Annotated in this window: 22 protein-coding genes; 9 read left to right on the top strand and 13 right to left on the bottom strand. The window is 38.7% G+C overall.

The genetic code is table 11. From position 1 onward, the window contains the following. The first annotated feature begins 131 nt into the window (after positions 1 to 131). The 5 genes from LQ201_RS11250 (at position 132) to LQ201_RS11270 (ending at position 5942) form a co-directional block, all read left to right on the top strand. A complete protein-coding gene (locus LQ201_RS11250; protein WP_230142401.1) occupies positions 132 to 3023 on the top strand; it encodes a DEAD/DEAH box helicase in 2892 nt (963 codons plus the stop codon). Between the two features lie 315 nt (positions 3024 to 3338). Continuing rightward, the gene (locus LQ201_RS11255) at positions 3339 to 3725 is read left to right on the top strand and encodes a GxxExxY protein (protein WP_230142403.1); all 387 of its coding nucleotides are present in this window, start codon (positions 3339 to 3341) and stop codon (positions 3723 to 3725) included. A 184-nt stretch (positions 3726 to 3909) separates the two neighbouring features. Beyond that, positions 3910 to 4227 (top strand): DUF2892 domain-containing protein, encoded by a 318-nt coding sequence (locus tag LQ201_RS11260; protein WP_029278253.1) that lies wholly within the window; start codon positions 3910 to 3912, stop codon positions 4225 to 4227. Between the two features lie 65 nt (positions 4228 to 4292). Beyond that, positions 4293 to 5075: a DUF1080 domain-containing protein gene (locus LQ201_RS11265; RefSeq protein WP_230142405.1), complete on the top strand. Its 783-nt coding sequence runs from the start codon at positions 4293 to 4295 to the stop codon at positions 5073 to 5075. A 252-nt stretch (positions 5076 to 5327) separates the two neighbouring features. Next, the gene (locus LQ201_RS11270) at positions 5328 to 5942 is read left to right on the top strand and encodes a TMEM175 family protein (RefSeq protein ID WP_230142407.1); all 615 of its coding nucleotides are present in this window, start codon (positions 5328 to 5330) and stop codon (positions 5940 to 5942) included. Positions 5943 to 6165: 223 nt separating this feature from the next. On the opposite strand, the gene aat is transcribed toward LQ201_RS11270, so the two are convergent. Continuing rightward, positions 6166 to 6798, bottom strand: coding sequence for a leucyl/phenylalanyl-tRNA--protein transferase (gene aat / locus LQ201_RS11275; protein ID WP_230142408.1), 633 nt, complete (start codon positions 6796 to 6798; stop codon positions 6166 to 6168). A 73-nt stretch (positions 6799 to 6871) separates the two neighbouring features. On the opposite strand from aat, the gene LQ201_RS11280 reads away from it, so the two are divergent. Together LQ201_RS11280 and LQ201_RS11285 are read left to right on the top strand one after the other, a co-directional pair. Continuing rightward, positions 6872 to 8314, top strand: coding sequence for a DUF1800 family protein (locus LQ201_RS11280; RefSeq protein ID WP_230142409.1), 1443 nt, complete (start codon positions 6872 to 6874; stop codon positions 8312 to 8314). 92 nt (positions 8315 to 8406) lie between these two features. Next, entirely contained in the window at positions 8407 to 9606 is a 1200-nt protein-coding gene (locus LQ201_RS11285; protein ID WP_029278263.1) for a DUF1501 domain-containing protein, read from the top strand. Between the two features lie 60 nt (positions 9607 to 9666). Here LQ201_RS11285 and LQ201_RS11290 read toward each other — a convergent pair whose 3' ends face one another. Continuing rightward, complete coding sequence (locus LQ201_RS11290) at positions 9667 to 10017, bottom strand: hypothetical protein (protein WP_230142410.1); 351 nt, start codon at positions 10015 to 10017, stop codon at positions 9667 to 9669. Positions 10018 to 10123: 106 nt separating this feature from the next. Between LQ201_RS11290 and LQ201_RS11295 the strand changes: the two genes are divergently transcribed. Beyond that, on the top strand, positions 10124 to 10492 hold the full coding sequence (locus tag LQ201_RS11295; protein ID WP_230142411.1) for a YccF domain-containing protein: 369 nt from the start codon (positions 10124 to 10126) through the stop codon (positions 10490 to 10492). A gap of 303 nt (positions 10493 to 10795) precedes the next feature. Here LQ201_RS11295 and LQ201_RS11300 read toward each other — a convergent pair whose 3' ends face one another. Further along, the gene (locus tag LQ201_RS11300; protein ID WP_230142412.1) at positions 10796 to 11770 is read right to left on the bottom strand and encodes an App1 family protein; all 975 of its coding nucleotides are present in this window, start codon (positions 11768 to 11770) and stop codon (positions 10796 to 10798) included. A gap of 57 nt (positions 11771 to 11827) precedes the next feature. Here LQ201_RS11300 and LQ201_RS11305 point away from each other — a divergent pair, with 57 nt between their 5' ends. Continuing rightward, positions 11828 to 12700: a diacylglycerol kinase family protein gene (locus LQ201_RS11305; RefSeq protein WP_230142413.1), complete on the top strand. Its 873-nt coding sequence runs from the start codon at positions 11828 to 11830 to the stop codon at positions 12698 to 12700. Here LQ201_RS11305 and LQ201_RS11310 read toward each other — a convergent pair. The 10 genes from LQ201_RS11310 to LQ201_RS11355 all read right to left on the bottom strand — a co-directional run bounded on the left by LQ201_RS11310 (position 12689) and on the right by LQ201_RS11355 (position 20909). Next, on the bottom strand, positions 12689 to 13078 hold the full coding sequence (locus LQ201_RS11310) for a hypothetical protein (protein ID WP_230142414.1): 390 nt from the start codon (positions 13076 to 13078) through the stop codon (positions 12689 to 12691). The two genes, LQ201_RS11305 and LQ201_RS11310, sit on opposite strands and share 12 nt — an antisense overlap. Beyond that, positions 13079 to 13732, bottom strand: coding sequence for an energy transducer TonB (locus tag LQ201_RS11315; protein ID WP_230142416.1), 654 nt, complete (start codon positions 13730 to 13732; stop codon positions 13079 to 13081). Between the two features lie 351 nt (positions 13733 to 14083). Continuing rightward, positions 14084 to 14770, bottom strand: a complete 687-nt coding sequence (locus LQ201_RS11320; RefSeq protein WP_230142418.1) for a peptidoglycan DD-metalloendopeptidase family protein — start codon at positions 14768 to 14770, stop codon at positions 14084 to 14086. Between the two features lie 7 nt (positions 14771 to 14777). After that, positions 14778 to 15407 carry a hemolysin III family protein gene (locus LQ201_RS11325; RefSeq protein WP_230142421.1) on the bottom strand — a complete coding sequence of 210 codons (630 nt, stop codon included), beginning with the start codon at positions 15405 to 15407 and terminating at the stop codon, positions 14778 to 14780. Positions 15408 to 15412: 5 nt separating this feature from the next. After that, on the bottom strand, positions 15413 to 15790 hold the full coding sequence (rbfA, locus tag LQ201_RS11330; protein WP_116249286.1) for a 30S ribosome-binding factor RbfA: 378 nt from the start codon (positions 15788 to 15790) through the stop codon (positions 15413 to 15415). A 90-nt stretch (positions 15791 to 15880) separates the two neighbouring features. After that, on the bottom strand, positions 15881 to 17071 hold the full coding sequence (hflX, locus tag LQ201_RS11335; protein ID WP_230142423.1) for a GTPase HflX: 1191 nt from the start codon (positions 17069 to 17071) through the stop codon (positions 15881 to 15883). Positions 17072 to 17180: 109 nt separating this feature from the next. Further along, a complete protein-coding gene (trpC, locus tag LQ201_RS11340) occupies positions 17181 to 17963 on the bottom strand; it encodes an indole-3-glycerol phosphate synthase TrpC (RefSeq protein ID WP_230143445.1) in 783 nt (260 codons plus the stop codon). Positions 17964 to 18067: 104 nt separating this feature from the next. Further along, complete coding sequence (locus LQ201_RS11345) at positions 18068 to 18655, bottom strand: aminodeoxychorismate/anthranilate synthase component II (RefSeq protein WP_230142425.1); 588 nt, start codon at positions 18653 to 18655, stop codon at positions 18068 to 18070. Positions 18656 to 18707: 52 nt separating this feature from the next. Further along, complete coding sequence (locus LQ201_RS11350; protein ID WP_230142427.1) at positions 18708 to 20105, bottom strand: anthranilate synthase component I family protein; 1398 nt, start codon at positions 20103 to 20105, stop codon at positions 18708 to 18710. 360 nt (positions 20106 to 20465) lie between these two features. Next, a complete protein-coding gene (locus tag LQ201_RS11355) occupies positions 20466 to 20909 on the bottom strand; it encodes a cytochrome B (protein WP_230142430.1) in 444 nt (147 codons plus the stop codon). Positions 20910 to 20986: the final 77 nt, after the last annotated feature.

The raw sequence follows: 20986 nt of genomic DNA on the forward strand, positions 1-20986 counted from the left end.
TCTTTTAAATTTCGATAAAAAACTGATACTTTTTATTTCAAAAACCGCTACTTCTTTTTGATGTAACCTCAAAATATTGTAAGTTTAAAGTTTTTTAAGCGCTTAGCTTAGAAAAAATTTTAAGCCAATCAATGTTACGTGTCGATAGTTCTAAAACCTGTAAAGTGGTGTACTCTTTGTGCAAACATGAGTACTTGGGCTATTTAATTGAACCTCACGTTGTTCAGCTCAATCCACAAGGAGATTTTTCGTTTACTTACCAACGGATTTTTACGCATACCGCAGAAGAATTTAATGCCTGTTTAAGTGATATTGATTATAAACTGATCAAAATTTTAGATGACATTGAACAAGACTCACTGATTAAAAAATATTATAAAAAACTAATCAGGCCAACTGAGTTTTTCACTAAAATTTTCGACAATAAATTTTATGAAAATGTCCGTCCTAAAATCGAAAAGAAACTTGCCGAAGCTTTAGAGCTTTTGAAAGTCAAAAACGAGCTTTATATAATGGACAAAGATGGCTGGCCGGTAGAACGAAAAATCGAACTGGCTGATGAGCCTGCATCTATTCTTTTTCATTTCCGAAGGAACGAAACTGAAACACGTTATTTCCCAACCATCAAATATCAGAATCTGCGCATCGAATTTATGTTTAAAGAAGCACAGATTATCAGCAACAAACCTGCGTGGTTATTACTTAACGACGTACTGTACTTTTTTGATCAGGATATTGAAGGAAAAAAACTGCAACCCTTTTTAAATAAACGGTTTATTGCCATACCCAAAACAACCGAAGCCACTTATTTTGAAAAGTTTGTAGCCCCTTTAATAGAAAAGCACCACGTGTATGCGGAAGGTTTCGAAATCAGAACTGAACAATTTGAGGCAACACCGGTAATTAAAGTTTTATATGTTGATGGTGGTCTTTCTCAAATTCAGCTATATTTTAAATATGGCGAATATACTTTCCCGGTAGAGAATGCGCACAAAGTAACTGTACGTTTAGAAAAAACTGCCGACAACTATATTTTCCACCGCATCAAACGTTCGGCAGAATGGGAGAAAAAGCAGTTTAATTTGCTGTTATCCTTAGGACTAAAAAAAACGAGTTCTTTATTCAGCAACCTGGAAGTAGCTGCTGCCGACGAAAATCCAAGCTACGGAGCTATAAATTGGGTAAACGAGCATATCGAAATTTTACAGGCAGCGGGTTTTGAAATTGAACAGGCTACAGGACAGAAAAAATTTGTTTTAGGTGCCAGCAAAATAGATCTTGAAGTTAAAGAAGGAAACGATTGGTTCGATATCCATGCTGTGGTATGGTTCGGAAAATACCAGATTCCTTTTCTTTCACTAAAGCAACATATTCTACACAAAAAGCGTGAGTTTTTGTTGCCCGATGGCGAAGTGGCTATTATCCCTGATAAATGGTTTACGCAATACGGCAGTTTGTTCAGTTTGGCAGAGGCCGGAAAAACGCTAAAATTAAAGAAACACCATATCGGTCTCATCAATGATCTGGCTGAGGATAGCCTGGCTAATGTTACGCTTGAACGCAAGTTACAGCGACTATCAGACTTTGAGGATATTGCTGACACGCAAATGCCGGTTCATTTTAAAGGCAGTTTACGCGATTACCAGAAAGCCGGTTATAACTGGTTCAGCTTTTTACGCGAATACAATTTCGGTGGCTGTTTGGCCGATGATATGGGTTTGGGTAAAACCATCCAGACATTGGCTATGCTGCAAAAGGTGAAGGAAGATGATCAATTGCTCGAAACGCAGACGACCTCGCTCATCATCATGCCTACCTCTTTAATTTACAATTGGTTAACGGAGGCTAAAAAGTTTACACCAAAGCTTAAAATACTGGCACACACAGGCACCAACCGAAATAAAGATGTTGCCAATTTTGCTAATTACGATATTATCATTACCACTTATGGGGTAACCAGGGTAGATGTAGATGAATTGAAAAACTTTTATTTCAACTACATTATTCTCGATGAAAGTCAGAACATTAAAAACCCTGCATCAAAATCGTTTAAAGCCGTTAGAAGCTTAAAATCTAAACATAAACTGATTCTGAGCGGTACACCTGTAGAAAACTCAGTAAGCGATTTATGGTCGCAGCTGACCTTTTTAAACCCTGGTTTATTGGGCACACAGGCATTCTTCTACGAAGAATATGTACAAGCGATAGAAAAGAAAAAGGACGAAGAAAAAGCGCGTAAACTGCAATCGATTATCAAGCCTTTTGTGCTCCGTAGAACGAAAGAGCAAGTGGCTGCAGAATTACCACCAAAAACGGAGCAGGTAATTTATTGCGACATGAGCGAAGATCAGGCCGCTTATTACGAAAAAACAAAATCTGCCTACCGTAATGATTTATTGCAGAGCATGGACGATGGAACTTTCGCAAAGAAACAGGTACAGCTTTTACAAGGGTTAACCGCCTTACGTCAGTTGGCCAACCACCCTGTAATGATTGATGGCACCTACGTTTCAGATTCAGGAAAGTTCGAGAATGTGATCCATACGCTCGATAACGTACTTAAAGGCGGACATAAGGTTTTGGTTTTTTCTCAGTTTGTAAAACATCTTGATATCTTCAAAAAACATTTTGAAGCGGAAAATATTCCATTTGCTTATTTAGATGGTGCAACCCGTAACCGTGGCGAAATTGTTTCCGAATTTCAGCAGAATACCGAACTGAAAGTCTTCTTAATCTCTATAAAAGCAGGCGGCGTAGGTTTAAACTTAACGCAAGCTGATTATGTTTTTATCCTCGACCCATGGTGGAACCCGGCAGTAGAGCAACAAGCCATCGACAGAACGCACCGTATTGGTCAGGATAAAAAGGTTTTCATTTACAAATTCATTGCAAAAGATACCGTTGAAGAGAAAATATTGGCTTTACAGAACCGTAAAAAATCGCTCGCAAATTCTTTAATTACAACTGAAGAAAGTTTCTTTAAATCACTGAGCAAGGAAGATATACGCGATATATTGAATTAATTGCCGAAATCTGCCATTGAGCGAATTCGAACAGTTTATTTGAATATTGAACCCTCTAACAGACTATTCTACTTAATTTTTTGCCACGGAAACACGGAAATCACGGATGTACTCTCTGTTGGTCACTCTGAGCATAGTCGAAGAGTTGGCTGTGTAAACAGGCATCTATAGCCAGTGTCTAACACAAACCTTTCAAGTTATTCTTTGCCATGGAGGCACAAAATTGCAAAGTATGTTTTGCAGCGTCCCATTATTTTACTATTTTAGTAAATACATCCCAAGTTAATAAGTTAAACCTTTATTAAATCCCTTGGTATGGAAATCCGTCAATCGAACTTCCCATTAAAAAACGAAACAGACCTAATTATTAGTGCTGCTATTGAGATTCATAGTTTTTTAGGCTGTGGTTTTTTAGAAATTGTTTACAAAGACGCCTTTTGCATAGAACTGAAAAACAGGGATTATTTTTACGAAAGAGAAAAGTTATACCGAGTTTATTATAAAGGTGTTCTCCTACCCCATAGCTTTTATGCCGACTTTATTATATTTGACGCGGTAATAGTAGAAATTAAATCAAAAAGTGCCCTTGCAAGCGCCGATATAGCGCAAACTCTAAACTACTTAAGATGTTCAGGATGCAAAGTTGGGCTTATTTTAAATTTCGGTAAACCAACTCTCGAAATCAGGCGTGTTGTTTTATAATCCCGATTATTAGTACTTCTTCCATGCTAATCAGCGTTTCCGTGGCTAAAACATCAACGTGATACAAACAACCTGTTCTTTCCGTGCTAATCTGTGCCTCCGTGGCAACATTACATAATTAAAATTTCTTTCAAAACTCATTTCCTTCTTACTTGTTATACAGTAGAACATAAATTTAACCATCATGACAAATCAAGATTTTAATACCGCTGTAAACAATGTTAAGGAAGCCTGGAAGTACCCAGAATTGTTCGAAAACGTTTCAAAATCTGAACGTTGGTTATCTGGCGCTGCAGGAACATATTTACTTTTTAAAGGCATCACCAGTATTTTTTCACATCCTGTAATTGGCCTTACGGGTGCAGCAATTGGTGCAGGATTACTGTACCGCGGCATTACGGGTTATTGTCCAATGCGCGATTTGGCCGAACAGCGTAAAGAAGATATTGCCCCTGATGAAGTAATTATAAGTGAAACCTATGTTGTTGACGATTTGGGGTAAAATTTTAAATACGAAATTTCCATTTCTTAATAAACTGGTTAACTTTAAAAAGTTAAACCACAATCATGAACAAGTACACACTATTATTTATTCCTGCACTTTTTGCAGGGCAAGCTATGGCACAAGATAAAAAACCAGATCCTGCCAAAGACCCAAAAACAACCGAGGTTTGGGAACCCGTTCCTAAAATTGTTACACCGGGCAAATTGCCTCAGGATGCACCGTCTGATGCCACCATTCTTTTCAACGGCAGAAATTTAGATGCATGGCATTCTGTTAAAGATCCATCTAAACCAGCTGCCTGGACAATCGACGATGGTTTTTTCACGGTAAAAAAAGGCACTGGAAATATCGAAACCAATAAAAAGTTTACCGATTACCAATTGCACATGGAATGGAAAATTCCTGAAAACATAACTGGCGAAGGTCAGGCACGTGGAAATAGTGGTGTGTTTTTAGCATCAACAGGTGGCGGTGATGATGGTTACGAAATCCAGATTATGGATGCTTATAACAATAAAACCTATGTTAACGGACAAACAGGCAGTGTTTACAAACAAGCTGTTCCATTGGCAAATGCCAACAAGAAACCAGGCGAATGGCAATATTACGATATCATTTGGAACGCGCCACGTTTTAATGAAGATGGAACAGTACAAAAGCCAGCAAGCGTTACTGTATTTTTAAACGGCGTACTTTTACAGAACGGATTTGTACTAAAAGGGGAAACCAGGTATATCGGTGCACCAGAATACAAAAAACATGGTCCGGCTTCAATTAAATTACAAGATCACGGCGATCCAAGTCCTGCAATCAGTTACAGGAACATCTGGGTAAGAGAATTATAATTTCAACAAAACAACAATATAGTCCTCGTTTGTAACGAGGATTAATGAAAATAGCGATTTTATCGCTTAATATTAAAGCACATTAAAAATGTGAATCTCTCGCATCCTCGTTACAAACGAGGACGATCACAGTTAGAGAATTATAAATACAACAAAACAACAATAAGGAACCTGCAGGCCAAAAGTTTGCGGGTTTTGTTTTATAAGATAATTTCATTGATAATTGTATCAGATTAACAGCGGTCATTTTTTATGAACAAAGGCAGATTAGAAGCATTTAGTGATGGGGTAATTGCAATTATCATTACCATCATGGTTTTAGAAATTAAAGTCCCGGAGCATGGCGAAACTTTAGCAAGCTTAAAACCGCTTATTCCAAAATTCATCAGCTATGTTTTAAGTTTTATCTACGTAGGCATTTACTGGAACAATCACCACCATTTATTGCATGCAGTTAAAAAAGTAAACGGATCAATGCTTTGGGCAAACCTTAATTTTTTATTCTGGCTCTCGTTATTCCCAGTAGCAGCCGGATGGATGGGCGAACATCATTTTGCCTTGTGGCCGGTGGTAGTTTATGGTGCTGTACTCCTGCTTGCCGCTGTTTCTTACACCCTATTGGTAATCGTAATCAAAAGAACAGAAGGTCAGCATTCGCTTGTGGTACATGCCATTGGGAATGATGCAAAAGGAAAATTCTCATTACTTTTTTATATAGGGGGCATTGCACTAAGTTTTATAAACCCATGGATTGGTGTTGCACTTTATTTCATTGTAGCCTGCATCTGGTTTATTCCCGATAAACGCATAGAGAATGCAATGCTCGAGCAGGGTTTAATTGATAATAATAATGGACTAGGCACTTAGCCTATAATAGTAATGCCAGCCCTCGCCACCTAGCCCCGATTGCAGTGAGCATCCCGATCCTTTCATCGGGATAAAACGAAAAGCGGGAAGAAACCTGAATAGCTGTATTAAAAATGCGCTTCTAACCTGAACTCGATTAATAACTTGCTTAGATATTTTCGGCTAAATATTAATTGACCTAAGGCCCTTAATAATCTAAAGCAATTCAAAACTTACCTTAACATTAAGGAGCCTGAAGCAGTTCCATATACAATTTCCGATCGATCATTTCAGCACCTAAACTCATTAAATGATCGTTCGGCAACTGACAGTCAATTAAATCGATATTCATTTTACTTAAAAAAATCAATGCTGCTTTTGAGGCATTGCTTACATGGCTAAACATGCTTTCTCCACAAAAAACACGATTTACTTTTAAACCATATAGGCCACCCACCAGCTGATCAGCCAACCAAACCTCTACACTGTGTGCGTAGCCCTGCTGATGAAGGCTAATGTAAGCATCTTGCATTTCGTTGGTAATCCAGGTACCATCCTGCCCTTTCCTTTCGGTAGTTGCGCAATTGCGGATCACTTCGGCAAAGGCCTGATTAAAAGTAATCTTGAAAACTTCCTGGTTTAAAATTTTCTGCATGCTTTTACTGATTTTAATTTTATCAGGATAAATCACACAGCGTTTGTGTGGAGAATACCAAAGAATTGGTTCGCCTTCACTAAACCATGGAAATATACCATTCGAATAGGCGATTAACAACCGCTCCGTACTTAAATCACCACCAATGGCCAATAAACCATCCTCTTCTGCCAAGGCTGGGTCTGGAAAGCCTGGATTGTCATCTAGTAGCTGAAAAAACATAGGCAAAAATAAGAAAGAAAACAAAGATTAAACCCTGGCGTTTTAAATAAGTCATACTGTAAAACAGTCCATTATGAGCGCAAAAGATAATTTCTTAAAAGTAAAACATCTTTACAACCGGGCAGGCTTCGGGGTTTCTTATGCCGACTTACAAAAATTAAGCAAAAAAAATCTCGATAAAGTGGTCGATAATCTGCTTAAAGATTCCCTAAAAAACGATCCCATTAATTTAGTAAACGATTACGAATCGAAACGACAACTTTTGGTTCAGGCGGGTTTATACTCCAAAAAAGACCTCACGGATGAAGAAAAGAAAATGCGCCAGCAGATTGTACGGGAGCAAAACGAAGTAAGCCGTGATCTGAATATTGCCTTCATTACCAAAATGATCAATACAGATGCTCCATTGAGGGAAAAGATGACACTCTTTTGGCATGGCCATTTTGCCTGCCGTAGCAATAACCCGTTTTTTGCACAACAATTAAATAACATCCAAAGAGCAAATGCACTGGGCAGCTTTAAAACCTTATTGATTGAGGTTTCCAAGTCGCCGGCAATGCTGCAATACCTGAATAACCAGCAGAATAGAAAAGGTAAACCAAATGAGAACTTCGCCCGCGAACTCATGGAACTTTTCACCCTGGGAAGAGGAAATTATACCGAGCAGGACATTAAAGAATCTGCCCGCTCATTTACCGGCTGGATGTACGACAAAGATGGCTCGTTCATTTTCAGACAAAACCTGCACGATCCTGGAACAAAAACCTTTTTCGGTAAAATCGGGAATTTTGAAGGCGAAAACATCATCGATATTATTCTAGAAAAACCAGAAACTTCACAGTTTATCGCCAGGAAAGTATATAAATTCTTCGTAAACGATAACCCGAATGAGGATCATATTAAAGAACTTGCCACACATTTTTACAACTCGAAATACGACATTGGCTCGATGATGAAAAAAATGTTTACATCAGATTGGTTTTATAGCCCTGAAAATGTAGGCACCAAAATTAAATCACCTGCCGAATTTTTAGTAGGCTTAAGTCGCGAGTTTTATGTTACCTATAACAAACCACAGGTTTTAATACAGCTGCAAAGCAGTTTGGGGCAATATTTATTTAACCCACCTAATGTAGCGGGCTGGCCTGGCGGACAAAGCTGGATTGATAGTTCATCGTTAATGTTAAGGATGCGGATTCCTTCACTTGTTTTAAATGACGGGGAAATCGACTTCAGCGGCAAAGCCGATCCTGAAGATGAAGCCGTAATTGCGTTAAGCAGAACAGCTACCACCAATGCAAATGCCAACATGAAACCAAAATCATACGTAAACGCAAATGCAGACTGGCCTAAATTTTTAGATACTTTACCAAAAGGATTAACGCCATTGGAACTTACAGAGTTTTTATTGCAACCGAAATTAAATGCAAAAATAACAACTATGGTAAGCGATAATAAAGGATTGCGAAGTACTGCAGTCGAAATTACCAGTATGCCAGAGTATCAGTTGTGTTAATAGTCAATGGTTGATGGTCCAATAGCCGATTAGCTGAACACCCAAACCAACGAACTATTGACGAATGAACATTGAACCAAAATATTAACAAGATGAACAGAAGAAATTTTTTAAGAAATACAGGATTTGTTGCAGCAGGTTCGCTATTTGTTCCGGCTTTTATGAAACCGCTTGAGGCCATGGCGCTTGATGAGCTGAGCCTATACAAAAACTTAGTTGTGGTACAGCTTTCTGGTGGAAATGACGGCTTAAACACAGTTATTCCCTTTGGAAATGATATTTATTACCAAAAAAGAAAAAGTATTGCCATTAAACCTGAAGAGGTAATTAAATTGAACGACATGCAAGGGCTAAACCCGAACATGGCGGCCCTGCAAGAAATTTATGACCAAGGCTGGATGACCATCATCAACGATGTTGGCTACCCCAACCCAGACCGCTCGCATTTCCGTTCGATGGATATCTGGCAAACGGGTAGCGACAGCAATCAATTCTTATCAACCGGATGGATTGGCCGTTATTTAGATAGCAATTGCCAAACCTGCAAGTTCCCTTATACTGCAATAGAAGTAGACGACTCGCTTTCTCTGGCCATGAAAGGACAAACCAAAAAAGGAATTGCATTAAAAGATCCTGCAGCTTTGTTCCGTAATACGAACGATCCGTTTTTTAAGGCCATGTTGCAGAATGATAAGGAACATTTAGATGAAGATAATTTAGGCTATTTGTATAAAACGATGATCGAAACTTCATCCTCTGCCAGTTACATACAGAATACCTCCAAAATTTATCAGTCGAAATCCACTTACCCTACTTCGGGTTTTGCAAACCAATTGAAAACGGTTTCTAAATTTATTTCTTCGGGATTAAAAACAAGGGTTTATTATGTATCCTTAAGTGGCTTTGATACCCACGTAAATCAAATTGGTCAACAAGGCAATCTGCTTAAACAGTATAGTGAAGGTATGGCTGCTTTTTTGAAAGACCTAAAATCGAACAATAAACTGGAGGATACCTTGGTGATTACCTTCTCCGAATTTGGCCGTAGGGTAGAACAAAACGCCAGTAACGGCACCGACCACGGAACGGCAAATAATATGTTTGTTTTTGGTGGGAAATTGAAGAAACAAGGGATTTTTAATGCTGCACCTAATTTAAGTGATCTGGATACTGGCGATTTAAAATATCAACTGGATTTCAGACAGGTTTATGGTACCATTTTAGATAAATGGCTGGATGTAAATAATGCTGATATCCTGAATAAAAAGTTTAATACACTCGATTTTATATAGATATTACAAAGAAGTCAAGTTTAATAAGCTACAGGCTATGAAACTTGACTTCTTTATTATTTACTTCCTTTTTAACACATATACAGGCCTACTGCTATCTTTATCAATCTGATCGGTATAGGTATTAAAAAGTTCATAACCATATCCTTTCAGTTTATTGAGGCAATCCATCTGGGAATTGAAAAGTAAATCGTTTCCATCGTCGTCTCTTACGTTCAGTTCCTTAGGCCTTTTGAATTTTTGTCCATAATCTATCCTGGCAATATAGGTATCGCCACCGTTGTAAATCGGTTTGACCTCAATGTATTCCACCTTGATATCGCTTAATTTAAAGCCATTTACATTTTGGGCTTTGGCACGCGACAGCCCAAAGCAGGCGACAAGTGCCGCTGCAAGAATTAATTTTTTCATGTTGTGTTTCTTTTGTGTGTGATTCTAAATTACGAAGAATACGTGAGTATGTATTAAATGAATTGTAACAAAACATCCATTATTAAATCTTAAACTAAAAAACATAATGAACTTTTTAGGCAATATTATCTGGATTATTTTTGGCGGTATCTTTATTTTCTTCGAATATATTATTGGAGGTTTAATCCTTTGTCTAACCATTGTGGGGATTCCTTTTGGTATCCAATGTTTTAAATTTGCCATTGTAGGCCTTGCTCCTTTTGGCGTTAAAATAACTGACACTTCATCAAACACAGGTTGCCTTTCTACCATCATGAACCTGATCGGGATTTTATGCGGCGGTTTCTGGATTGCTTTAACCCATTTGTTTTTTGGTATTTTGCTTTGCATTACCATTGTGGGTATTCCATTTGGGCGCCAGCATTTTAAATTAATGAATTTAGCTTTTACACCGTTCGGAAAATCGATTTCTTGATTTGGGGGTAATTCTTCTATTTCGTCATAGCGAGGCACGAAGCAATCTTACAACAACCGCTATTAAGATTGCTTTTTCTGAAAAGCAGGGTCCTGTGTTTATCGGACCCGAAAGCCCTGCCATCCGCTTTACCTCTCTACGTTCGGTGCCCGCTTCTGTCAGGTTTATTAAACTGTGGCCAGTTTCCACTAGCAAAAAACTTTGTTCTTAGCCCCGATTGAATGGATGCCCACGATACTTCATCGGGGCAGGAAGGAAAGCGGGATTGTCGAAACCGATGAGCACAACCATTCTGCTCCAAAACTATTTGATCAATCCTATTGATTTAGAATGTTCAATCGCTTCCTTACTTTCATTAAATAAGCAAGCTTTTACATTTTTACCTTCTACTTTTTTGAGAAACTCCCCCGCTTCTGCTTCTTTTTCAGGACGAATATTGCGAATGTAGACCGCTTCGATATTTTTTGGATACTTCTCCACTATTGTAGAATAAATTTTTGGGTCCTGCTGCGAGTTATCGCCAAAAAACACAAACTTCTGGTTGGGAAAGGCATCTAAAATTCGCATTACCCTCAATAATTTACCTTCATGTCCTGTTTTACCTGTTCTGACTAAATCTTTCCACCGCTTTAATGTATTTAAAAGAAAAGCACCGTCAGGCAACTTGTTAAACCTAAACGTCTCGACCAAATAATCGTAAAGGTTCCATTCGCTGCTGCTTACATAAAAAAAAGGATTGGGCTGATCTGATTCAGTGTGCGACATGGCCAATTGCTGATAATGACTGGCCGCATCAGGAAAGGTTTTACGTGTATGTGGATTCTTGATAAACAGCTCTCTCAACCGCCGCCCTATAGTTGCCGAATGAGAAATCATCACAGTATCATCCACATCCGAAATAAAGGCATATTGCGTAATGTGCGGTACATATACCTTCCCCTCACCTGTACTTAAAACTTTCCCGTTTTTATCAACAGCTTCTACCTTAACAAAGTGCCAGCCTGCAGGCACATCATGTTCAGCCTTCCATTCGAACTTAAAAAAGCCATCCCCTTCGGTTTTATTGTAAATCGTTTGATCAAAAAATTGCAAACGCACCTCAACAAAAGCATAAGGTTTTAAGATGAAGAGCTTTAAAAGATGTGCAATATTAACAAACAAATTATTGCTGTAAACCTGCTGTGTTTTTGCTTTGCGTTTAAAAACATGACCATAAACAACCAAATTGTGTGCGTGGCCATAGCCATGATATACTTTAACACTAGCAGATTTATTCATCTGTATTAAAACAGAGTTTATTAAAAGTTGTTTGTGATGTAAACCATAAGGTAACACATGAAATTATTATTCATCATCAATCCAGGCTCGGGCAGTCACGACATTAACCTAAAGGAAGTAATTTCTACCCATTTCGATGCAAAAAAAACGGAGATCGATCTTTTCGAATTACCGGAAGACTGCTCTTTAGAGCAGATAAAAGAAAGGATTAAAGCTGCGAAGGCAGATCGTGTGGTGGCCGTTGGTGGCGATGGCACCCTAAAACTGGTTGCCGAATGTCTGTTGCATACCGAAACGCCTATTGGAATAATCCCTGCTGGTTCTGCAAATGGAATGGCGAAAGAATTAGGTATCCCGACTGATATTGAACTTGCTTTAGCCATTTTGGATGAAGGCCGTTTGCAAAAAATCCATGTGGTTAAACTCAACGACGAAATCTGCATCCATTTATCCGATTTAGGTTTTAATGCCTACCTGGTAAAGAAATTTGATTCCCTGCCCCAACGCGGCATGTGGGGTTATGCAAAGGCTACATGGCATGCTTTATGGAACCACAGCAGAATGGACGTGCAATTGAACCTAAGAGGTGAAACAATCACTTCTAAAGCGGCAATGGTGGCTATTGCAAACGCAACCATGTACGGTTCTGGATTAAAAATAAACCCAGACGGAAAATTAGACGATGATCTTTTCGAAGTGGTTTTGGTAAAAGATTACTCATATCTTGAAATACTAAAGATATGGATCACCAAATTACCTTTCAACCCTAAAAAAATAGAAGTATTTCAAACCGCTGAGGTTAAGGTTTCTTCGAAACATAAAGCACACTTTCAGGTTGATGGAGAATACATTGGCAGGGTGAATACCGTTGAAGCAAAAATTCTACCTGCAGCCATAACGGTGGTTTTACCTGAGGTATCAGAAGGATGAACGGTGAATTTTAATGGTAAAATACAATCTGAAGAATTCGGCAATAAAACAGATGCGGAACAAAATATCAAACCACCGTTCGCCGAGGTTTAACGCTTCTGGTAAATAAGTAATAAAGCCGATGGAAAATATCCATACCACCAAACGAAAAGGGAATTGAATGTAGTAGGTAATAAAACCGAATTTCTTAAATAAGATTAAACCCGCTGCCGATACAAAAAGCGACACAAATAAGGGCAACAATAAAACAACCTTGGCCTGCGAAAGGATCTGATCGGGGATTTCGTTCAGGTGAGTTAAAATCTGCCAAAACTGTTTAGCCAATAATGCAATGCTGATGATATCCAGTAAGGCAAAAAATCTTGTGGTGTTCTTCATTTACTTACAATACTTTGCTAAATAATCATCAGCCATTTTACTCCCCATATATTTAACAAATAAAAAATCTTCACAGGCACCTTGTTTATCACCCTGTTTTATTTTTTTTAGGGCCATTTTTATCCGGTCATCCAAGTATTCATCATCAATGCCCAACTGGTTTTTAATGGCAATAATCTGAACCTCTTGTCCGGGTTTTGCCTGGTCGATGTTTTTATAGAAATTAATTACCGAGTTGGTTAAGGCTTCTTCAGCTAGATAAGTACGGATAGCTTCCTGAATGGCTTCGCTTGATTTCCCTTCACAATTATAGCCCGAAAGTTTAAAATTAACCGGCGCAACAATCGAAACTGTGGTATCGTAACCTGCCGGAACCTGCCATTTACCGCTGCTTAAACGCACCAAGCGCAGGGCCTCTTCATCCAGATCAGATAATATTCCTTTGCTAATTTTCGAAAAATAAACCTTCCCTTGTGCATCAAGCTTAAAGCTCACATTTACCGTTCCTTGAATACAATTATCTTTAGAGAACTGCGGATAAATGGTATTCTCTCTCAGGAAGTTTACAAAACCGCTTTTACCCGATTTAAACTGAACCTGGGCCATGGCCAGTGAACAGCAGAAAAGTAAAAAAAGGGTCAACAGGTTTTTCATTATACTAATTTACGGTTTTAACTGCAGAGAACGCAAAGTTTTTTGTATGGGAGCTTGATATTTTACCACAGAGAACATGGAGTTTTTCACAGAGAAAATGAGAGATTTAATTGACATTTAAATAGTAAGATCGTGATTATCGTCGATTAGCACTTCGTGGTTCCAATCAAGTCACCAATGACGAATAAAAAAAAACGACAATCATTTCCTTTGGTTAAGCAAATGACAATCCGCCTATATTTGTCATCATAACTTCTATGGTTTTTCTAATAATGACTTCTGGAAATGACAATCGCAAACAAATATCTCTGCGGGCTCTGTGGCCTTCTCTGTGTTCTCGGTGGTTAAAAACTAAGAAAACGTAGCCTTTAAAATCAAATTCGGGTCAGGACAGTTTGCCAGGTATTTTTCTCGCTCACTAAACCTACAAACCCCAGGGTAATCGCCTTTTAATCCTTCCATATTTTCGATCAATTGAAAATGAAGGTGTGGTGGCCAGTAACCATTCTCTTCTTTTGAGCCTAATACTGCAATTTTGGCCCCGGCAGGAATGAATTTACCTTCCTTAAGGCCATTTAACGAAGCTAGGCTTAAATGCCCATATAACGCATTAAACTTAAAACCATCAATTTCGTAAGCTAAGATAATGGTTGCGCCATAATCGCCAAATTTGTTGTTATTGGCAAAGCTTTGAACAGTGGCATCATAAAAATTGTAGATCGATGTCCCCGCTGGGCCCCAGATATCAACACCTAAATGTAACCTGCGAGCTCCTTCACCGGCATTAAAATGAGCACTTCGTGAATATATGGTGCGGTGTTCGTCATAACCGCCAATTCCATAACGGGCATTATTATCAATTAATTTTCCATTTACCCAAGCAGAAAACAAATCGGTATTATCCAGAATTTTATCCGTTAACTCAGTGTTTGCTGCAGTAAAATCTAAAGATAAAAGCTGATCCCGTTCTACATCAAAATCAACCACCTTATGGATCAATGAAGCATTCGCTTGAATAATCTGCTCAAAAGTTTGCATTTATAATCTACTTAAAAATATAAACGAAGTTATAAATATAGTGAGATAAGGCTCCTCCAATTACAAACAGGTGCCAAAGTTCGTGACTGTGCATCCACCTGAAGAGCTGTTTATCCTTTGCATAATAATAAGTTCCGGCAATGTAAAAAACACCACCGAACATTAACCAGACAATAGCGCCAATAGGTAACGTACCTAGCATTTTCTGTAGCAAAGGCACAATTAAGCAGCCCATTAAAATATAGATAGACAATGAGATAGCCGTGCTTTTTAATCGGTTAAAGATTTTAAGCAGGCAACCTATAATAGCGATAACCCATACGATTGCGAACAAACTCCAACGTAACCAGTCATCAAAAACCAGCAAAGCAGTTGGTGTGTAAGAACCTGCTATCATTAGATAAATGCAGCAATGATCGAATTTTTGCCAAAAACGTACACCATAATCGGTAGCCGGATAACCATGATACATAGCACTTACGCCAAAAAGGATAAAAGTGCCAATGCTATAAATCCAGGCAGCAGTATATTCAATAGGTGTATTGCATTTCTGGAGCAATAAATAACCAGCCGGAATTGCAATTAATGCCGGTATAAAATGAGTGAAGAAATTAACGGGTTCCCTTAGCTTCCTCACAAAGATTATTCGCTGTCTTCGTCTTTTTGTCTAGGCTCTTTTGCAATCTTCTCGAAAAGATGATCCATGCGCTCTACATACTCATTCGTATCATCTACAAAGAAAGTAAGCTCTGGCACTACCCTAACCTGATGGCGGATTCTGCTTCCCAGTTTATACCTGATTTCGCCCGAATGTGCGTTAACTGTATTGATAGAAAGCGTGGTGTTATTGGTATTAAAAAAGCTCAGGTAAACTTTAGCCACTGCCAAATCCGGCGAAACCCGAACACGGGTAATGGTTACCAATGTATTAGGCAAAAATGCAGCACCTTCACGCTGAAAAACCTGTGCTAACTCCTCTTGTAATACTCCTGCAAATTTCTGCTGACGTTTACTTTCCATAATGTATTTATCTATCGTTATTGTGATGAAACCTCGCAGGTTTTAAAAACCTGCGAGGTTTATTTTCGCACCGCAATGACGGAATTTAATCTAATATAACAAATTACTATCATACGGGTATCTTGCCACGTGCGCAGCTTTAATCTTATCGTACAATAATGTTTTAAACTCTTCTAAGTTTTCTTTTTCGGTAGCCGATATAAACAATACAGGCACTTTATCGTGGCTCATCCAGCTTTTCTTAAAGTCTTCCAAAGTGAGCTTGCCATCATCTTCTTCATCGTCAAGCTCTGGCGAAACATAGGCATCAATCTTATTAAAAACTAATATCATGTCTTTATCAATCGCGCCAATATCTTTCAAGGTTTCATTGACTGTATTAATCTGATCTTCGAAGTTAGGATGCGAAACATCAACCACGTGGATCAACAAATCAGCTTCACGTACTTCATCTAAAGTAGATTTAAAACATTCTACCAAATGGTGAGGCAGCTTGCGGATAAACCCAACGGTATCAGAAAGTAAAAAAGGCAAATTCTCGATCACAACTTTACGAACTGTTGTATCTAAAGTTGCAAACAGTTTATTTTCCGCAAATACTTCCGATTTCGACAGCATATTCATGATGGTCGATTTACCAACGTTCGTATAGCCTACCAAAGCAACCCGAATTAACTGTCCGCGATTTTTACGCTGCGTTTCGTTCTGACGATCTATGTTTCTTAAACGCTCTTTTAACAAAGAGATTTTATTTAAAATAATCCGTCTATCACTTTCTATCTGGGTTTCACCCGGACCACGCATCCCGATACCACCTTTCTGGCGCTCTAAGTGAGTCCACATACCGGTTAAGCGTGGCAAAACATATTGTAATTGTGCCAGTTCTACCTGTGTTTTTGCCTGTGCAGTTTGGGCCCTGTTGGCAAAAATATCAAGGATCAGATTGCTTCGATCTAAAACCTTAACTCCAAGTTCACGATCGATGTTACGCAGTTGCGACGGCGATAATTCATCGTCGAAAACCACCACATCAATTTCTTCTGATTTTACATAAGCTTTTATCTCTTCCAATTTTCCCGTACCCACAAATGTAGCACGCTCTGGTTTAAGCATTTTCTGTGTAAAAACTTTCTCTACCTTCCCCCCGGCTGTATCTACCAAAAAGGCCAACTCATCTAAATATTCTTTTGTTTGGGCTTCTTTTTCGCCTGGCGTAACCACTCCGACTAAAATTGCCCGTTCCTGCACTACGGCAGTATCATATGTCTTTTGTTTTCCCATGTAATTGAGGCAAATATACGAAATTTGCGAACGTGTAAATCTTTTTAAGTCGCAAAGACTTCCGAAGTTTGCCTGTGCTTTGGCCTTTGAGACTTCGGAAGTCTGTTGATTATATCTGCCCTATAAATTCTTTTATTGCAACACCTGGGTTGTCAGTCTTCATAAAATTCTCGCCAATTAAAAATCCGTTAAAACCCGCGGTTTTTAATTCCCTGATCGTTTGTGGATTACTGATCGCACTTTCCGAAATCTTTAAAAATTCGTTCGGGATTTTGTTTACCAGATCGAACGATGTCTGAATATCTACTGTAAAATCGCCCAGGTTTCTATTGTTTACACCAATGGCATCCAGATTTGGGCAGATGCTCCGTTCCAACTCTTCCAGGTTGTGCACTTCTAACAACACGTTTAAACCTAAATCTTTTGCAAACTTTCCGAAATCGTTAATCTGTTGAGGTGTTAATATTGAGGCAATCAACAGAATAATATCAGCGCCCCAAGCTTTTGCTTCGAGGATCTGATACTCATCGATCATAAAATCCTTTCTTAAGATCGGAATATTGTTTGCCGCCCGTGCTGCCAGAATATCGTCGGTTTTACCGCCAAAGAAATCTACATCCGTTAATACCGAAAGCGCTGATGCGCCTGCAGCATTATAAGCCTGCGTTACCTCTGCAACATCGGCAATGCCATTGATTAACCCTTTTGATGGTGAGCGGCGCTTAAACTCAGCAATAATGCCAGTACGGTCTTCGGCCAATAGAAACTCCTTAAAGGAATAAGGCGTTCGGTTAAAATGTACCGAATTTTCTAAATCCTGTACAGAAACCAAAGCTTTGGCAGCTGCAACCTCTTCCTTTTTACGTAATACGATTTTATCTAATATGTTCACCCCTAAATCCCCTGAAGGGGACTTTGACTTTCCATCGTTCATATTTCTGTTATAATCAATTTTAAACTTTAAGTTATTTGGGTTTTCATTCCCCCTTCAGGGGGCTAGGGGGTCGTTAACCAGTTTTCCATCATCTGTTTCCCATACTCCGTTAGCACACTTTCTGGGTGAAACTGTACCCCGCGTACATCCAAAGTTTCATGTCTTAACGCCATGATCTCATTCTTATGATCTCTTGCTGTAATTTTTAAACACGAAGGGAAGTTCTCTTTACTCACTACCCAACTATGGTAGCGACCAACATTTATGGTTTGCGGGCATTCCCAGAACAAAGGCTCATCGCCATCTACAACAGTTACCGGTGTCGCAATTCCGTGCATTGGTCTGCCCAGGTTCAATAAAGTACCGCCAAAAACTTCGGCGATGGCTTGCTGGCCTAAACATACCCCAAAGATACTCTTCGTTGGCGCATAAGTTTTAATTACATCCAACAACAAGCCTGCTTCTTCCGGAATGCCCGGCCCAGGTGAAAGTAAAATTTTATCATACTTTTCTACATCAGCCAGATCGAATTTATCATTTCTCCAAACCTCTGCTTCATAACCAACTTCGTTAATTAAATGCACAAGATTGTAGGTAAAACTATCATAGTTATCAATTACTAAGACGGTTTTTTTATCTATATTTTCCATTTTATTTCCTGTTAACGGATTTTACTCCAAGCTAAAAACTCCTCACTCCCAACTATATTCCCTCTGCCATTTGCACCGCTTTACGCAAAGCTGCAATTTTATTGTTCACCTCCTGCATTTCAGTTTCGGGAACAGAATCGGCCACAATACCTGCGCCTGCACGGTAATGCAGTTCGTTATTCTTGCTCATAAACGTCCTGATCATGATGGCATGGTTAAAATCTTCATTAAAGCCCATAAAACCAATTGCACCGGCATAAAAATTCCTGCCCAGCTTTTCGTTTTCGTCAATCAATTGCATGGCTTTATATTTTGGCGCACCACTTAAGGTACCTGCCGGATAGGTATCTGCAACGACTTTAAAAGCACTTACGTTTTCCTGCAAATGACCGCTCACTTTACTTACCAGGTGGATCAGGTGCGAATAGTATTGTACTTCTTTAAAAGATTTTACCTCCACACGATTACAGTGCCTGCTAAGGTCGTTTCTGGCCAAATCAACAAGCATTACATGTTCTGCACTTTCTTTCGGGTCTTGTTCTAATTTACGGGCCTGTTCAGCATCTTCGATGTCATTTCCGCTGCGTTTAAAAGTTCCTGCGATTGGAAAAATGTTGGCCGAATTGTTTTTGATGGTAATCTGCGCTTCGGGTGAAGAACCGAACAACTTAAAATTCCCATAATCAAAATAAAACAGGTAAGGAGATGGGTTTATCGAACGCAGGCAACGGTACACATTAAATTCATCACCAGAAAATGCTTGCTTAAATGCTCTTGAAGGCACAATCTGAAAAACATCTCCACGATAAATATGCTTTTGTAGTTTCTCTACCAGATCCATAAATCCCTGATCGGTTAGGTTCGAACTTTCCTCACCACGAAGTTGAAACTTATATTCAGGGTAATTTTTATTCTGGATCAGGTACTCCATTTTTTCAAGCCCGCCCTCTTCTTCTCCTTCGAAAGTATTTTTGAAAAGGGTAATTTCATTTTTAAAGTGATCGATGGCGATGATATAACGGTACAGGTGATACTGCATTTCCGGAATTTCTTCACCCTCTGGTGTTTCAGAAGTAAACTTTATATCTTCAAAATGTTGTACTGCATTCCAGGTAAAATAGCCAAACAGACCGCTCGAAATAAATTTGATTTCGGGTAATTCCGTTTCGCTGAATTTATCTTTAAAATCGGCAATTTCTTCAATCAGGTTTTTACTTTCGGTAATCTCTACAGCGCCATCAGGGAAATAAGTCTCCAATCGCGATCCTTTTAAAATAATTCCCGCTACCGGATCGGCACAAACAAAACTCATCGAGTTTTCTCTGCTGTGGTAATCAGAACTTTCTAACAAGATACTGTTAGGATACACATCACGTAAGCGTAAATAAATGCTCACTGGCGTTGTGGTATCGGCAAGCATTTTTTTGTAAGTCGTATTAATTTTATACATGATAAAGGTAAATGGTGTAAGCTATAGGGCTTAAGGTTTGCATTTCGTATTTTTTAACAATAAAAAGCCCGGCGTGTGGTTCTACGCCGGGCTTTAATGGTTCTTTAATAAGGTTTAGGTTGATAAACTATATTTTGTTCATACGCAGCCAGCGCAATTCGTTCGAATTACTTTGCCAAAGCCATGTATGTATATTGTTGATCATGAGCAACAAAAATATAAAGAATTTCCAAAAATGGAAATAATTATGAAAATAAATTTAGCAGGAAGGCAGGAGTCGATTGGATCATGACATAATCTCTAATTAGTCTTATGCCTTTCGCTATGCGCCAAACGCCCAGCCCTCTACTTTGCAATTGGCTATGAAACCCCAAAAAACGATCTTCCTGGCACAGCTTTAACCATAAGCAGAATGGCAACAATAATCAGGATCAATGCCAATCCAAAGAATACAGCAATGGTGCGGTGTTTTGCAACAGCTTCTGTTACCTTTTTCGATTTTGCATTACCAATGGTAATCAGAATAATGGCAATAAGCATCATTGAAGTATGTTCAGCCTTAAAGTAACGGCCTATGGCATCGCTCATCGGCAATTTTGTTAATGGACTTAAGAAAAAAAGCACCAAACCCATCAGGAATTGAATGTGTGCACTGATCAGCGTAAATACATTCAGCTTACGGTTACCTTCCGTGTAAGTTTTATTACCAAACCAACCAGCCAAAGCATTGATTACAGCAATAACCAATAGAATTAATACGATGTAGCGCCATCCGGAGTGCGCAGATTTTAAGATGTTGTACATTTTTATCAAATATGTTTAGTCAAAAATAGACATTAATTGTAAAAAATAGGATATTCAACAGATTGAACGCTTATTTA

This window comes from Pedobacter sp. Bi126, assembly GCF_918698245.1.
Taxonomy (GTDB): Bacteria; Bacteroidota; Bacteroidia; order Sphingobacteriales; family Sphingobacteriaceae; genus Pedobacter.

Coding starts and splice junctions, on each gene's coding strand:
- LQ201_RS11250 (WP_230142401.1), top strand. CDS start 132: ATGTTACGTGTCGATAGTTCTAAAACCTGTAAAGTGGTGTACTCTTTG.
- LQ201_RS11255 (WP_230142403.1), top strand. CDS start 3,339: ATGGAAATCCGTCAATCGAACTTCCCATTAAAAAACGAAACAGACCTA.
- LQ201_RS11260 (WP_029278253.1), top strand. CDS start 3,910: ATGACAAATCAAGATTTTAATACCGCTGTAAACAATGTTAAGGAAGCC.
- LQ201_RS11265 (WP_230142405.1), top strand. CDS start 4,293: ATGAACAAGTACACACTATTATTTATTCCTGCACTTTTTGCAGGGCAA.
- LQ201_RS11270 (WP_230142407.1), top strand. CDS start 5,328: ATGAACAAAGGCAGATTAGAAGCATTTAGTGATGGGGTAATTGCAATT.
- aat (WP_230142408.1), bottom strand. CDS start 6,798: ATGTTTTTTCAGCTACTAGATGACAATCCAGGCTTTCCAGACCCAGCC.
- LQ201_RS11280 (WP_230142409.1), top strand. CDS start 6,872: ATGAGCGCAAAAGATAATTTCTTAAAAGTAAAACATCTTTACAACCGG.
- LQ201_RS11285 (WP_029278263.1), top strand. CDS start 8,407: ATGAACAGAAGAAATTTTTTAAGAAATACAGGATTTGTTGCAGCAGGT.
- LQ201_RS11290 (WP_230142410.1), bottom strand. CDS start 10,017: ATGAAAAAATTAATTCTTGCAGCGGCACTTGTCGCCTGCTTTGGGCTG.
- LQ201_RS11295 (WP_230142411.1), top strand. CDS start 10,124: ATGAACTTTTTAGGCAATATTATCTGGATTATTTTTGGCGGTATCTTT.
- LQ201_RS11300 (WP_230142412.1), bottom strand. CDS start 11,770: ATGAATAAATCTGCTAGTGTTAAAGTATATCATGGCTATGGCCACGCA.
- LQ201_RS11305 (WP_230142413.1), top strand. CDS start 11,828: ATGAAATTATTATTCATCATCAATCCAGGCTCGGGCAGTCACGACATT.
- LQ201_RS11310 (WP_230142414.1), bottom strand. CDS start 13,078: ATGAAGAACACCACAAGATTTTTTGCCTTACTGGATATCATCAGCATT.
- LQ201_RS11315 (WP_230142416.1), bottom strand. CDS start 13,732: ATGAAAAACCTGTTGACCCTTTTTTTACTTTTCTGCTGTTCACTGGCC.
- LQ201_RS11320 (WP_230142418.1), bottom strand. CDS start 14,770: ATGCAAACTTTTGAGCAGATTATTCAAGCGAATGCTTCATTGATCCAT.
- rbfA (WP_116249286.1), bottom strand. CDS start 15,790: ATGGAAAGTAAACGTCAGCAGAAATTTGCAGGAGTATTACAAGAGGAG.
- hflX (WP_230142423.1), bottom strand. CDS start 17,071: ATGGGAAAACAAAAGACATATGATACTGCCGTAGTGCAGGAACGGGCA.
- LQ201_RS11345 (WP_230142425.1), bottom strand. CDS start 18,655: ATGGAAAATATAGATAAAAAAACCGTCTTAGTAATTGATAACTATGAT.
- LQ201_RS11350 (WP_230142427.1), bottom strand. CDS start 20,105: ATGTATAAAATTAATACGACTTACAAAAAAATGCTTGCCGATACCACA.
- LQ201_RS11355 (WP_230142430.1), bottom strand. CDS start 20,909: ATGTACAACATCTTAAAATCTGCGCACTCCGGATGGCGCTACATCGTA.